The organism is Streptomyces sp. NPDC091371 (assembly GCF_040684275.1).
Taxonomy (GTDB): domain Bacteria; phylum Actinomycetota; class Actinomycetes; order Streptomycetales; family Streptomycetaceae; genus Streptomyces.
In genome coordinates this window covers 212516-225058 of sequence record NZ_JBFBFP010000008.1, presented here as the reverse complement: position 1 = coordinate 225058, position 12543 = coordinate 212516, and the positions used below count along the sequence as shown (strand labels likewise).

Sequence of the window (12543 nt, the reverse complement as noted above, 5' to 3'; positions counted from 1 at the left end):
ACCGGCTGCGCGTGACGCGGCCGGACGGAGGTGGTGCCCGATGTCCGCATCCCGGGCAGCCGCGGCCCGTCGCGCGGCCGCCGGAACCGTCTGCCTGCTGCTCTTCTCGGGCGCGGGCGCGGCCGCGGGGGCCGCCCGGGCCGATGACAACGGCATCGCCGACAAGAGCGCCCAGGCCATCGCGGAAGCCGCGCGCGAGGCCATGTCCGGGGCCACGTCCATGCGCATGGTGGCCAAGGTGACCGACCCGTCGGGCACCACCGCGCTGGACCTCAGGTTCGACGAGCGGGGCGACTGCGCCGGCACCGTCACGCCTCCCGGCACTTCGGGCACGGCCGAGATCATCAAGCGCGGCAAGGACGTGTGGATGAAGCTCGACGACTCGCTGCTGCGGGCCCAAGTGCCGGGCGCCGCGGCCGAGGACGCGATCGCGCTCATCAACGGCCGCTACCTGCACGGCACCACGGGCAGCCTCCTGTTGCGCGACTTCGCCGAGTTCTGCGACCTGGACTCCTTCAGGAAGGAGTTCTCCTCGAAACCGGTGAACGAACGGCTGACCAAGGGCTCGCGGACCACCGTCGACGGCCGGCCGGCCATCACCGTCACCAGCGTGCGCGACGGAGAGACGGGCACCTACCAGGTCTCCACCGAGGACACGCCGTACCTGCTGCGGATCCAGGGCAGCGCAGAGTCCGGCGAGCGGGTGGACGCCTCCTTCTCCGCCTTCGACGAGCCCGTCCAGGCCACGCCCCCCGCACCCGCCGACTCCGTCGACCTGTCCCAGCTGCAGTAGCGGATCAGCCGGTGAAGGAGCCGTGCCGCCCGGCGCCGCCCGCGAACCGGTCCGCGCCGGCCCGGGTCTCGCCCGCGGTCAGCGGGACGAGGCCGTGCCGGTATTCGGCGGCCAGCGCCTCCGGCTCGCCCAGGCCGTGCTGTTCCCGTACGGAGAGCCGGTCGTGCCGCAGGCACAGCTGCGGGAACCCGGCGATCTCGTGGGCGAGCCGCTCCGCCTCCCGGCGGGCTTCCCCGGGCGGTACGAGGCGGTTGACGAGGCCGATCGCGTACGCCTCGGCGGCGGTCACGGGGCGGCCGGTGAGGATCAGGTCCATCGCGCGGCTCTCCCCGATCAGGCGCGGCAGCCGCACCGTGCCGCCGTCGATGAGCGGCACGCCCCAGCGGCGGCAGAACACGCCGAACGTCGCGTCCTCCTCGGCCACCCGCAGATCGCACCACAGGGCCAGTTCGAGCCCGCCCGCCACCGCGTGGCCGCCGACCGCGGCGATCACGGGTTTGGTGAGGCGCATCCGGGTGGGCCCCATCGGCCCGTCCCCCTCGGGGAGCACCCGGTTGCCGCGGTCGGTGCCGACGGCCTTGAGGTCGGCGCCGGCACAGAACGTTCCGCCCTCGCCCCACAGCACGGCGACGGACGCCTCCTCGTCCTCCTCGAACGCGCGGAAGGCATCGGCGAGTCGGGCCGCCGTCGGCCCGTCGACCGCGTTGCGGACCGCGGGCCGGCTCAGGATCACCGTACGGACGGGACCGTCGCGCTCGATCCGGACGGCGGGCGGGTCGGCGGGCGCCGGCCCTGACGTTTCAGCGGTCGTGGCCACAGCGGAACTCCAGGGGTCCATGGGCGGTGTCGGATGCGTGGGAGGTGCGGAGGACCACTCTGAAGCAACCCGTCGGGTCAGTCCACGCCCAGCAGCCGCCTGAGGTCATCGGGGCGGGACGCGAGGTCCGCGCAGGACGCCTGGTGGACGATGGCGCCCTTCCGCATGACCACCACGCTCCGGGCGGCGGAGAGGGCGAGTCCCAGGTTCTGCTCGACGAGGACGACCGACATGCCCTGCGCGCTCACCTGGCGGATCACGTCCCCCACCTGGGAGACGATCGCGGGCGCGAGGCCGTCGGAGGGCTCGTCGAGGAGCAGCAGGCGCGGGTTGCCGAGCAGGGCCCGGGCGATGGCGAGCATCTGCTGTTCCCCGCCGGAGAGCTGGTCGCCGCGGTGCCCGAGCCGCTCTCCCAGCCGCGGCAGCAGGTCGAGGACGCGCGCCCTGGTCCAGGGTCCGCGGACCGGGCGCCGGGCGGCGATGGTGAGGTGTTCGTCCACGGTCAGCGGCGCGAAGACCCGGCGGCCCTGGGGGACGACGCCGACCCCCGCCCGGGCGATGGTGTCGACGCGGGCGCCGGCGATCTCCCGGCCGTCGAGGGTGATGCTGCCTCCGTAGGGCCGGACCAGCCCCATGACGGTCGACACGAGGGTGGTCTTGCCGACGCCGTTGCGCCCGAGGAGCGCGACGGTCCCGCCCGCGTCGAGGTCCAGGTCGACACCGCCGAGGACGATGCCCCCGGCGTAGCCGGAGCGCAGCGCACGGATGCGGAAGAACGGCTTCATGAGGGGACCTCCACGGTGCCGAGGTAGGCGGTCTGGACTTCGGCGGAGGCCCGTACCTCGTCCGGGGAGCCGGTCTTCAGGTGTCTGCCGAGGTGCATGACCGTCACGGTGTCGGCGAGCTCGAAGACCATGTCGAGGTCGTGTTCGACGAGGAGTACGGTCACCTCCCGGGGCAGGGCGGCGATCAGTTCGGTGAGCCGCTCCGTCTCCGCCGGTGACATGCCGGCGGCCGGTTCGTCCAGGAGCAGCAGCCTGGGTTCGGTGCCCAGCGCCACGGCGACCTCCAGCTGGCGCCGTTCGCCGTGCGAGAGCTCGGCGGCGGTGACGCCGTGCCGGGCGGGCAGGCCCACCCGGTCGAGCAGTTCGCGCGCCCGCGCGAGCGCCGGGCCGGCGGAGCCCGTCCGGCGCTGGACGGCGAGCAGTACGTTCTCCAGTACGGTCTCGCGCAGGAACAGGCTGGAGTGCTGGAACGTCGCCGCGATGCCGAGCCCGACCCGGCGGTCCACGGGCAGCCGCGTCACGTCCCGGCCGTCGAGGAGGATGGTTCCGGCGGTGGCCGGGAGTGTTCCGGAGATCAGGCCGAAGAGGGTCGACTTGCCCGCTCCGTTCGGCCCGATGACCGCGTGCCGGGCGCCCGGGCGCACGGCGAGGTCGACCTCGTCGAGGGCCCGGAAGGAGCCGAAGTGCCGGGAAGCCCCGCGCAGTTCCAGTAGGTCGTGGTCTGTCACGCCGTCCTCTTCCGGGTGGGCTTGGGCGGGATCCGTACGCCGGCCAGTCCTCGGGGCAGCGTGTACACGGCGATGACGAAGAGCAGCCCGAGCAGCAGGGGCCCGCGCCCGGCGAGGGCTTCGAGGTTTCCGAGGTAGTCGCGGGTGAGCCAGACGAGCGCGGCGCCGGCGCAGGCTCCCGCCATCGAGCCGGAGCCGCCGATGACGACGGCCAGCAGGGCCAGGGCGGCGGTCTCGAATCCGGCGTCGCCGGGCGAGACGAACCGCTGGACCGAGACCCACAGGGCTCCGGCGGCGCCGGCCAGTGCCGCGGCCGCGCAGTAGGCGGTCAGGGCGTAGCGCCCGGTGGGGTAGCCGATCGCCCGCATGCGGGGCTCGTTGTCGCGGATTCCGCGCAGGGCGAGGGCGAAGGGCGTCCTCCCGAGGCGGGCGATCGCCGCGAAGAGGAGGAGGAAGACGGCGAGGACGTAGAAGTAGACCAGACCGTCGAGCTCCAGGGCGGGCACGCCGGGCAGCGGTACGACGGGCGGGATGCCCGACATGCCGTCGGTGCCGTTCGTCAGCGACTTCCAGTTGACGGCCGCGCTGTAGGCGATCTCGCCGATGGCCAGCGTCAGCATCAGGAACACCACGCCCCGGGCTCTGACCGCGAGCCATCCGGTCGGCACGGCGACCAGCGCGGAGACGCCCGCGGCGATGAGGAGTTGGAGGATCCCGATGTCACTGACCCCCGTGGCCACGATCGCAGCCGTGTAGGCGCCGACTCCGAAGTGGGCCGACTGGCCGAGGGTCGGCAGTCCGGTCAGGCCGGTGAGCAGGTTCACGCTCATGGCGAGGAGGGCGAACACGAGGATCCGGGACAGCGTGCCGATGGCGTACGGGCCGAGGAGGAACGGCGCCAGGGCGAGTACGGCGACCACCGCGCCGGTCAGCGTCCGCCGGGTCGCGGGTCCGGCGGGGACCAGGGCCGGGCTCATGCGCGCACCCCCGCCGGGACGAGGCCGTTCGGGCGGACCACGAGGACGAGCAGCATGGTGCCGAACAGCAGGAAGGGGGCGTACTCGGGGAGCAGTGCCACCCCGAGGGTCTGTACCTGGCCGATGAGCAGGGCTCCGGCGAGGGCGCCGCGCACCGATCCGAGGCCGCCGACGACCACGACGACGAGCGAGAGGACGAGCACGGTCTCGTCGACGCCCGGCCCGGGGCCGAGGATCGGGGCGCCGAGGACCCCGCCGACCACCGCCAGGGCCGCGCCGGACGCGAAGACTCCGTACAGCACCTTGCGGACGTCGACGCCGAGTGCGCGCACCATGTCCCGGTCGGCGACGGTGGCCCGGACGAGCGCTCCGAGCGAGCTGCGTTCGAAGACCAGGTACACGAGCAGCGCGAGGCCGGCCGCGACGCCGATGAAGACCAGGCGGTAGACGGGGTAGGCGTGGCCGAGGAGTTCCACCGTGCCGCGCAGCGGCGTGGGCGGGTCCGTGGGCAGGACGTCTCCGCCGAAGGCCGCGGCGAGGAGGTCGGCGACGATGAAGGTGATGCCGAGGGTCAGCACGGCCTGGTCCAGGTGGCCGCGGCGGGCCAGGGGCTGGGTGAGGAAGGTCAGGGCGGCCCCGCCCGCGGCTCCGACGAGGACGCCGGCCAGCAGGGCGAGGAGCAGGCCGGCCAGGGTCCCGTCCGAGAGCGCGTAGGCGGTGTAGGCGCCGGCGAGGTAGAGGGTTCCGTGCGCCAGGTTGAGTACGTCCATCATGCCGAAGACCAGGGAGAGTCCGACGGCGATCGTGAAGAGCAGCAGACCGAAGGCGACCCCGTCGATGACGCTGACGGCGTTGCCGTCCAACCATCCGTACATGTCAGCCGCCCAGTCGGCCGAGCTCGGAGCTGACGGTGTTGGCACCCTGCTTGACCTCGCGCAGGTACCAGGGCTGGACGGGCGTACCACCGCCGTTGAAGCGCCAGGTGCCGCGCGGGCTGTCGATGTCGCCGAGCCCGGCGATGGCGGCGTTGACGGACTGCGACGTCACCGTTGCGCCGGCCGCCGCGATCGCCCGGTCGAGGACCTGCGCCGCATCCCATGAGGCCATCGCGTAGGTGGTCGGGGGCGTGCCGTGGGCGGCGGTGTAGGCGGGTGCGAACTTCTTGTTGGCCGGGTTGTCCAGGTCCGCGCTGTAGTTGAGCGAGGTGAGGATGCCGGTGGCCGCCTCTCCCTGGCCCGCCAGCACGCCGCCCTCGGTGAGGAAGCCGGGCGCGTAGAGCGGGATCCTGCCCGCCAGTCCGAAGTCCCGGTACTGCTTGACGAAGTCGACGGCGGCGCCTCCCGCGTAGAAGCAGAAGACGGCCTTCGCGCCCGACTTCTCGATCTGCGCGAGGTACGGCTGGAAGTTCTTGGTCCCGGGGAACGGCGTGTAGACCTCCTCCCCCGCGAGCGTGCCGCCCGCCGGGAGGAAGGTGGACTTGAAGCCCTCCACCTCGTCCTTGCCCGCCTGGTAGCCCGCGGCGATCAGGAAGACGGGGCCGCCCGCCTTCTCGGCGACGTGCTTGCCGAGCGCCTTGCCGGGTTCGTCGTTGACGTAGGACGTGCGCCAGATGTACTCGGTCCCGGTCAGCGTCGTGGGCGAGGCGTTCGAGCCGACGAGCGGGACCTTGTTGCTCTCGAACAGGTCCTTGACCCCGTTGATGGTGGCCGAGCTGACGACGCCGCTCACCGCGAGGACCCGGTCCTGCTTGACCAGCTTCTCGGCCGCCGCCTTGCCCGAGTCGGCCGTCTCCCCCTCGTCGGCCACCACGATCTCCACTTCGCGGCCGCCGAGCTTGCCGCCGTGCTGCGCGAGGTAGAGCTCGAAGCCCTGTTTCATGTCGTCGCCCAGCGCCTTGTAGGTGCCCGACCGCGGTACGAGGAGCCCGATCTTCACGGGCCCGCCGTGCGCGTCCCCGCCGCTGCCGAGGCTGGCACCACCACATGCGGTGGTCATCAGGAGGGCCGCCGATGCGGCGACCAGACCAACGGGACGGAATCGACCTGCCATGGAAACTCCGAACGTCGTCAACCAGCCCCGGAGGGCTGGATGTTGCTGAGTGACACGTGTCTATCGCGTCTTTCCGACGCCCGTCAAGACTTCTCAAGATTTGAGGTGCGCCGACACACCCGGCCCTTGACCTGGACCAGAGGCATGTCGCAATACTGACCCTCGTCAAATTTCCGCCATGTTCCATTCTGGCAACGGGCCACGATCAGTCAGGGAGTGAAGCACCATGACCGACGATCCATCACGGCGCAAAGTCCTCCGGAACTCCGGGGTGTTGGCAGGCGCCGCGCTGTTCCCCGGGGTGTCCGGCGCGCGGGCCGCGCAGGCCGCCCCGCGCGCGGACGAGCCCTCCCCCGTCGTGCAACTGCCGTCGGGCCGGCTGCGCGGGAGCACGGAAGGCGGCCTCGCCGTGTTCAAGGGCGTGCCCTACGCCGCGCCGCCGGTCGGCGCCCTGCGGTGGCGGCCCGCCCAGCCCCATCCCGGCTGGCAGGGCACGCGCGACGCGACCGCCTTCGGCCCGAGCGCACCGCAGCCCTACCGGGAGGGGGGCGACCAGGTGCTCGGCACCCACGGCTCGCCCCCCTTCGACGAGGACTGCCTCACCCTCAACGTCTGGACCCCCGGCGTCGACGACGCCAAGCGGCCGGTGATGGTGTGGATCCACGGCGGCGGCTTCATCTCCGGGTCCGGCTCCATGCCGCAGTACTCCGGAGAGACCTTCTCCCGCGACGGCGACCTCGTCGTCGTAACCGTCAACTACCGCCTCGGCCCGCTGGGTTACCTGTACTTCGGCGAGGACGGCGCCGGGGGCAACTTCTGGCTGACCGACCAGCTCGCCGCACTGCGCTGGGTGCGCGACAACATCGCCGCGTTCGGCGGCGACCCGGACGACATCACCCTCGCCGGCCAGTCCGGCGGCGCGTTCTCGGTCGCGGCGCTGGCCGGCGCCCGCCCCAAGGGCCGCCCGCTGTTCCGCCGCGCCGTCCTGCAGAGCCCGCCGCTCGGGCTGCGGATCCCCACCCGCGCCGAATCCCTCGAGCGCACCGCCGCCTACCTCGACGTCCTCGGAGCCAGGAACGTGACGGAGCTGCGGGCCGTGCCCTGGCCCCGCCTGATCGCCGCCACCTTCGAGATGTTCGGCCGCACCGGACGGTGGGGCCACTGGTCGACCCCGTTCCTGCCGGTGCTCGACGGGGTCACGCTGGACCGCGACCCCGCCGATCTGCTGCTCGGCGGCGCCGGGGCGGACATCGACGTCCTGATCGGCTGGACCAGGGAGGAGGCCAACTTCGCCTTCGCCCTCAGCGAGCCGTACGCCGCCGCGACCAGGGAGCAGGTGGTCGCCCGGGCGCGGGACACCTTCGGGAACCGGGCGGAACAGGCGTACACCGCGTACGAGGACTCCCGGCCGGGCGCCCGCCCGGTGGACGTCCTGATGGACCTGGTCACCGACGAGCTGTTCCGCATGCCCGCCGTGGCACTGGCCGAACGGCGGGCCGCGCGCGGACGGCCGGTGTGGGCCTACCAGTTCAGCCTCCCGACGCCCGCGCACGGCGGCCGGCTCGGCGCCGCGCACTGCCTGGAGCTGCCGTTCGTGTTCGACAACTTCGACAAGTGGTCCCAGGCGCCCTTCCTGGCAGGGCTGGACCCGAGGGTGCGTGACGGTCTCGCCACGACGGTGCACGCGGCCTGGATCTCCTTCATCCGCACCGGCGACCCCAACCACCGACCCGTGCCGCAGTGGGACCGCTACGACCAGAACTCCCGTACGACGATGGCCTTCGACTCGGTCACCGCCGCCGTCGGCGACCTCACGGGCTACTGGCGGCGCCTGCACCATCCGGCGGGGCGGTAGCCGCCACGGGATCCGCCGGTCCGGCGGTCCACGGCCAGGCGGCCTCGCGGCCGGCCTCGATGAGGCCGACCATCCGGAACGCGGCGTCCGTGAGGCCGCCGAAGGTGTGCCGGTGGGGGCCCGCGGGGCCGTGGGCGGGCTGGTACCCCGCCAGGTTCCAGGTGTAGACCGGGATCTCGGCCGGTACCGGTTCCGCCGGGCCGCGGGGGCCGTAGTACACGGCCTGCTCGTCGGTGACGATCAGGACCCGGTCCTGCCCCTTGTAGTGCTTGCGGACGGCCTTGGTGGTGTCGGTGCCCCCGAGAGAGTGGAACCGTTTCAGTACGTCGAGCACCGGTTCCCCGGCCTGGAACGGCACCTGCGCGCTGGACCCGCCGAACTCCACCAGGTCCGCCTGCTCGGCGCGCAGGGCCAGCGCGGCGCCGAACACGGCGGCCGCGTCCGCCCGGGTCAGGGTGGAGCGCTCGGAGACGGTGTCCCAGAACATGGAGTCGGACCGGTCGACCAGGATCAGGGTCCGGCCGGGCAGGGCCGGTACGTTGGCCAGGGAGTGGCCCAGTGCCCGTTCCAGCGCCTCCGCCCAGCGCGCGGACGGCGCGTGCTGGTGGGCGGCCAGGTAGCGGAAGGGGAACTGCCGGGACCGGGCGACCTCGGCGGCGCCCGAGATCCGTGCGGCGACCTGGGCCGCCACCTCGTCCGGGACTCCCGCCTCGTCGAAGTTGCGCAGGTTCCGCACCAGCGCCATCGGCCCCATCGAGGGGATCACGGCCTCCCAGACGGCGGCGTCCATGGGCCCCTGGAGCCGGCCCGCCACGGCCTCCCAGGTCATGCCCGCCGCGGCCAGCCGCTCGGCGCCGTCCGGCCCGGTCACCACGGCCCGCCGCTCGTCCACCGAAAGCGCCATGAGGGCCCGGTGCGCGGTCAGCAGCCGGTCGGAGGCCGGCGGAAGGGCCTGCTCGGGGTGGTGGCGGCGGTCCAGGGCGTACCGGAAGATCGCGCCCTGCCAGGGCTTGTCGGGGTCGGGGGAAGCGTGCACCAGGTTGAGCACGTCACCGAAGCGGAAGCCCTTGGACGCGGTGTCGTACTTCAGCAGCGACCGCGAGGAGTACAGCCGGCGTACGGCGTCGGCGATGCCGCGCTTCACGGGCTGCGGCACGTTCCGCCCGTACTCCGAGGTCCAGTGGGCGAGCAGCTCGCCGGGCTCGTCGGCGCGCTGGAGCACCGAATCGATCACGGACCGGTTGGACGGCCCCCCGGACGCCCCCGCCTCGAGCCGGGCCCGGACGTACGCGGCCGCGCCCACCAGGGACGCCGTGCGCATGTTGCCCTCGCCGCGCAGCCAGCGCAGCAGTCCGGCCGTCCATACGGGGTCCTCGACGGCGAGTTCACGCACGAGCCGGGTGTACCGCGCGTCGCGTTCCCGGCCGCTCTCGTAGAAGGTCTGCTGGGTGACGAAGTTGCCGACGGCCAGCAGGAAGAGCTCTTCCCGGGGCTCCCGGGCGTAGGCCGCGCCGCCTTCATAGGTGCGGAAGTCCGGTCCGGCGGGCCGGTGGTGGAGACACGGTGCGGCCTGGGTGTTCCGGGCGGCCGCCGCCGATACGTGCGGGGCCACGAGCATCTCGGACCAGACCTTGGAAACGCGCTGGGTGTAACGAGGCAGGGAATCCCCCCGGATCCAAAAGGAGCGGAAAGCCCCGGCCGGAAGGTCTGACGACGGGCACGGGGCGAACACGGCCGCGCCACCCGAGATCAAAGGAGGCCGCGGCGTCACTTGAGTGTCAGAAAGGAAGTAGCCGCAGCCGGGCGCATCGGGGGCGCGGTCGCACCGTCACTCTAGGAGGACCGCCGAACCGCGCGCCAGCGATTAAATCCCGGCCCGTTCCCGAAAGGTACGCGCTGATCCGCCGGACACCCCCTATGCCTCCGGGGTCCCCTCGGTCAGGCCGGTGACCTCTTGTACGTGTCGCAGGCTCGGCTCTGCGAGCACCTCGTTGAGCTGCTGGAAGGTCTGGCGCGCGGCGACCGCGTTCCAGTCGGCGGGGAGCAGTTCGGCGGGCAGGCCGGGGTCGAGGTAGGGCAGCCTCCGCCACTGCGTGAGCATGGGGACGTAGTGGCGGAAGGCCTCGGCGCCCTCGATGTCGCGCTGCTGCGTCAGCGTGCCGGCGACGGGTCCGTACGCCCGGGTGAATCCGGCGTACTGCTCCTGGATCGCCGGGAAGTCCCACCAGGAGCTGACCGTCCCGGGCAGGTCGCTGAAGGCCGCGTAGTCGGCGGCGAACAGGTGGACGTACTCGCTGAGCCCGCGACGGACGAGCATGTCGCGGGCGTCGTCGAGGAGCCGGCCGGGGGCCAGCCACACACCGGGGGCGATGTTCCCGAAGCCGAGCCAGGTGAGCCGGGTGCGCAGCTGGTACCGGTAGGACCGCTCGGACTCGGGGACGGAGAAGACGGCCATCGCCCAGCCGTCGCTCAGCTTGGCCGGTTCCAGGCTGCCGAAGATCCGCCGGTCGCCCTCGTCGAAGACGGGACGCGCGGCCGGGCTCAGCCGGTAGCCCGTGGCGCCGCGGCGTTCCGGTTCGAGGACGCCCTTCTTCTTGAGCCGGGAGATCGCCGAGCGCGCCGCCGGGCCGTCGACGTCCAGTTCGGACATCAGGGTGATCAGGTCGGCGACGGAGATCCAGCCGCCGAGGCGTCGCAGGAACGCCCCGTAGACCGTGTTGATCAGGGAGCTGGGCCGAATCGGACTGTCCGCCATGATCGCCTTCCGTCGTATGCGGTGGCGATCCTATCGAGCCGGGCGGACGGGGTGTCGTCCAGGTGCAGGTCAGGGCTGTCAGGCGTAGGCGCCGGACAGCAGGTGGCCCGCTCCGGGGGCGACCGCCGGCAGGTCCAGGGCGCGCAGCATCTGGTGGGCCGTGCAGACGGCCGCCGAGACCACGGGCTTGCCGAGGAGCTGTTCGGCCTCCTCGATCGCGCCGAGGGAGGGCATCTGTACGCAGGCGGAGAGGACGACGACGTCGGCGTCGCTGTGGTTCAGCGCCTTGGCGAGGCCGGGGAGGCGGGCGGGGTCGTGTGCGGCGACGTCGAGGTTGTCGGGGATCTCCAGGGCCTCGTAGTCGAGCACCTCGATGCCCTCGTGGGTGAGGTAGCCGACGACGGTCTTCGTCAGCGGGCGCATGTACGGGGCGATCAGTGCGATCTTCTTCGCCCCGAGGGTGTGCAGACCGTGGACGAGGGCTCCGGCGCTGGTGACGACGGGCGCGGGAGCCGCGTTCTCCACGGTGCGCAGGTGGAGCCGCTCCTCGGAGGTGCGGTGGTAGCCGAGGCCCATGCTCATGATGGCGACCAGGCAGGCGTAGCCGAGCACGTCCACGTGCGCGTCGGAGAGCTCGACGGCGCACCGGTCGGAGTCGGCGTCCATGGCCCTGAGCTGCTCGGGGGTCACGTGGGTCATGCGCATGCGGCTGGAGTGGAAGGTGAAGCGTTCGGGCGCGACGGATTCCCGGGCGCGCAGGATCGCCGGGACCTCGGTCTCCATGGTGACGTTGGAGCTCGGCACGATCTGGCCGATGCGGTAGGTGCGCGGTGACATGTTTCTCGCTCCTCAGCGGGCGTCGACGACGGGGTTGGTGAGGGTGCCGATGCGCTCGACCGTGGCTTCGACGGTGTCACCGGGGTGCAGGAACTCCGGCGGGACCATGCCCGCTCCGACGCCGGCGGGCGATCCGGTGGCGATGACGTCACCGGGTTCGAGGGTGACGCCGGAGGAGATGTCGGCGATGAGGCGGGCGATGGGGAAGAGCATGTGGCGGGTGTTGGACTTCTGCTTGGTCACCCCGTTGACGCGCAGCGAGAGGTCGAGGTCCATCGGGTCGGGGACGTCGTCTGCGGTGACCACTGCCGGGCCGAAGGGGGCGTAGGAGTCCTGGCCCTTGGAGAAGAACCACTGGCCGGAGCGGCGCTGGTCGCGGGCGCTGATGTCGTTGACGATGCTGTAGCCGAAGATGTGGTCGTACGCGTCCTCCTCGCTCACGCGGAACGCGGTGCGGCCGATGACGACGGCCAGTTCGCACTCCCAGTCCAGCTGGGTGGTGAGGTCGGCGTTGTGGAGGATGGGCTGCCCGGGGCCGGTGACGGCGGTGGCGGGCTTGCTGAACAGCACGGGGCGCGTGGGCCGTTCCTTGTCGGTGTCCAGGCTGCGGCTGGACTCCTCGACGTGTTCGACGTAGTTGAGCCCGACGCCGATGATCTTGCCGGGGCGCAGCGGGGCGCGCAGCGTCACCTCGTCGATGCCGTGCACGGCGTCGACGGGCCAGGCTGCCGGTCCGGCCGCCAGCAGGCGGCGCGCGGTGTCCTGGGCGGGGGTGCCCGCCTGGATGAACGACAGCAGGTCGGAGGGGAGTTGTACGCCGGCCCGGCTCGCCAGGACGGCGAGGTCGACCACGCGGTCGTCGCTCTGGGCGCCGAGGCGCAGGGGCGGTCCATCGAGGGTGTAGGTGACCAGCCGCATGGGTGGTGCTCCTTGTGTGTGGTGGGGAA

Annotated in this window: 12 protein-coding genes; 2 read left to right on the top strand and 10 right to left on the bottom strand. The window is 72.4% G+C overall.

Going from position 1 to position 12543, the window contains the following annotated elements; translation table 11 throughout:
• The first annotated feature begins 40 nt into the window (after positions 1-40).
• Positions 41-793, top strand: coding sequence for a hypothetical protein (locus AB0O21_RS12695; RefSeq protein WP_365169984.1), 753 nt, complete (start codon positions 41-43; stop codon positions 791-793).
• A gap of 4 nt (positions 794-797) precedes the next feature.
• On the opposite strand, the gene AB0O21_RS12690 is transcribed toward AB0O21_RS12695, so the two are convergent.
• The 6 genes from AB0O21_RS12690 to AB0O21_RS12665 form a co-directional block, all read right to left on the bottom strand.
• Entirely contained in the window at positions 798-1610 is an 813-nt protein-coding gene (locus tag AB0O21_RS12690) for a crotonase/enoyl-CoA hydratase family protein (RefSeq protein ID WP_365169981.1), read from the bottom strand.
• 77 nt (positions 1611-1687) lie between these two features.
• The gene (locus tag AB0O21_RS12685) at positions 1688-2395 is read right to left on the bottom strand and encodes an ABC transporter ATP-binding protein (RefSeq protein ID WP_365169979.1); all 708 of its coding nucleotides are present in this window, start codon (positions 2393-2395) and stop codon (positions 1688-1690) included.
• On the bottom strand, positions 2392-3123 hold the full coding sequence (locus AB0O21_RS12680) for an ABC transporter ATP-binding protein (protein ID WP_365169976.1): 732 nt from the start codon (positions 3121-3123) through the stop codon (positions 2392-2394). The genes AB0O21_RS12685 and AB0O21_RS12680 overlap by 4 nt, the downstream gene beginning before the upstream one ends.
• Positions 3120-4100 carry a branched-chain amino acid ABC transporter permease gene (locus tag AB0O21_RS12675; protein WP_365169973.1) on the bottom strand — a complete coding sequence of 327 codons (981 nt, stop codon included), beginning with the start codon at positions 4098-4100 and terminating at the stop codon, positions 3120-3122. Before AB0O21_RS12675 ends, AB0O21_RS12680 begins: the two co-directional genes overlap by 4 nt.
• Positions 4097-4975, bottom strand: a complete 879-nt coding sequence (locus tag AB0O21_RS12670; RefSeq protein ID WP_365169970.1) for a branched-chain amino acid ABC transporter permease — start codon at positions 4973-4975, stop codon at positions 4097-4099. Before AB0O21_RS12670 ends, AB0O21_RS12675 begins: the two co-directional genes overlap by 4 nt.
• Before the next feature lies 1 nt (position 4976).
• Positions 4977-6149, bottom strand: a complete 1173-nt coding sequence (locus AB0O21_RS12665; RefSeq protein WP_365169967.1) for an ABC transporter substrate-binding protein — start codon at positions 6147-6149, stop codon at positions 4977-4979.
• Between the two features lie 226 nt (positions 6150-6375).
• Between AB0O21_RS12665 and AB0O21_RS12660 the strand changes: the two genes are divergently transcribed.
• Positions 6376-8004, top strand: coding sequence for a carboxylesterase family protein (locus tag AB0O21_RS12660; protein WP_365169964.1), 1629 nt, complete (start codon positions 6376-6378; stop codon positions 8002-8004).
• Here AB0O21_RS12660 and AB0O21_RS12655 read toward each other — a convergent pair.
• The 4 genes from AB0O21_RS12655 to AB0O21_RS12640 all read right to left on the bottom strand — a co-directional run bounded on the left by AB0O21_RS12655 (position 7961) and on the right by AB0O21_RS12640 (position 12514).
• Positions 7961-9622: a TROVE domain-containing protein gene (locus tag AB0O21_RS12655; RefSeq protein WP_365169961.1), complete on the bottom strand. Its 1662-nt coding sequence runs from the start codon at positions 9620-9622 to the stop codon at positions 7961-7963. The genes AB0O21_RS12660 and AB0O21_RS12655 overlap by 44 nt on opposite strands.
• 297 nt (positions 9623-9919) lie before the next feature.
• Positions 9920-10759, bottom strand: a complete 840-nt coding sequence (locus AB0O21_RS12650; protein ID WP_365169958.1) for a PaaX family transcriptional regulator C-terminal domain-containing protein — start codon at positions 10757-10759, stop codon at positions 9920-9922.
• 78 nt (positions 10760-10837) lie between these two features.
• Entirely contained in the window at positions 10838-11596 is a 759-nt protein-coding gene (locus AB0O21_RS12645; RefSeq protein WP_365169955.1) for an Asp/Glu racemase, read from the bottom strand.
• 12 nt (positions 11597-11608) lie between these two features.
• The gene (locus AB0O21_RS12640; RefSeq protein WP_365169952.1) at positions 11609-12514 is read right to left on the bottom strand and encodes a fumarylacetoacetate hydrolase family protein; all 906 of its coding nucleotides are present in this window, start codon (positions 12512-12514) and stop codon (positions 11609-11611) included.
• Positions 12515-12543: the final 29 nt, after the last annotated feature.

What these genes read in the sequence shown, in the direction of transcription:
- AB0O21_RS12695 (WP_365169984.1), top strand. Translation starts at nt 41, where the DNA reads ATGTCCGCATCCCGGGCAGCCGCGGCCCGTCGCGCGGCCGCCGGAACC.
- AB0O21_RS12685 (WP_365169979.1), bottom strand. Translation starts at nt 2,395, where the DNA reads ATGAAGCCGTTCTTCCGCATCCGTGCGCTGCGCTCCGGCTACGCCGGG.
- AB0O21_RS12675 (WP_365169973.1), bottom strand. Translation starts at nt 4,100, where the DNA reads ATGAGCCCGGCCCTGGTCCCCGCCGGACCCGCGACCCGGCGGACGCTG.
- AB0O21_RS12670 (WP_365169970.1), bottom strand. Translation starts at nt 4,975, where the DNA reads ATGTACGGATGGTTGGACGGCAACGCCGTCAGCGTCATCGACGGGGTC.
- AB0O21_RS12665 (WP_365169967.1), bottom strand. Translation starts at nt 6,149, where the DNA reads ATGGCAGGTCGATTCCGTCCCGTTGGTCTGGTCGCCGCATCGGCGGCC.
- AB0O21_RS12660 (WP_365169964.1), top strand. Translation starts at nt 6,376, where the DNA reads ATGACCGACGATCCATCACGGCGCAAAGTCCTCCGGAACTCCGGGGTG.
- AB0O21_RS12655 (WP_365169961.1), bottom strand. Translation starts at nt 9,622, where the DNA reads ATGCTCGTGGCCCCGCACGTATCGGCGGCGGCCGCCCGGAACACCCAG.
- AB0O21_RS12650 (WP_365169958.1), bottom strand. Translation starts at nt 10,759, where the DNA reads ATGGCGGACAGTCCGATTCGGCCCAGCTCCCTGATCAACACGGTCTAC.
- AB0O21_RS12645 (WP_365169955.1), bottom strand. Translation starts at nt 11,596, where the DNA reads ATGTCACCGCGCACCTACCGCATCGGCCAGATCGTGCCGAGCTCCAAC.
- AB0O21_RS12640 (WP_365169952.1), bottom strand. Translation starts at nt 12,514, where the DNA reads ATGCGGCTGGTCACCTACACCCTCGATGGACCGCCCCTGCGCCTCGGC.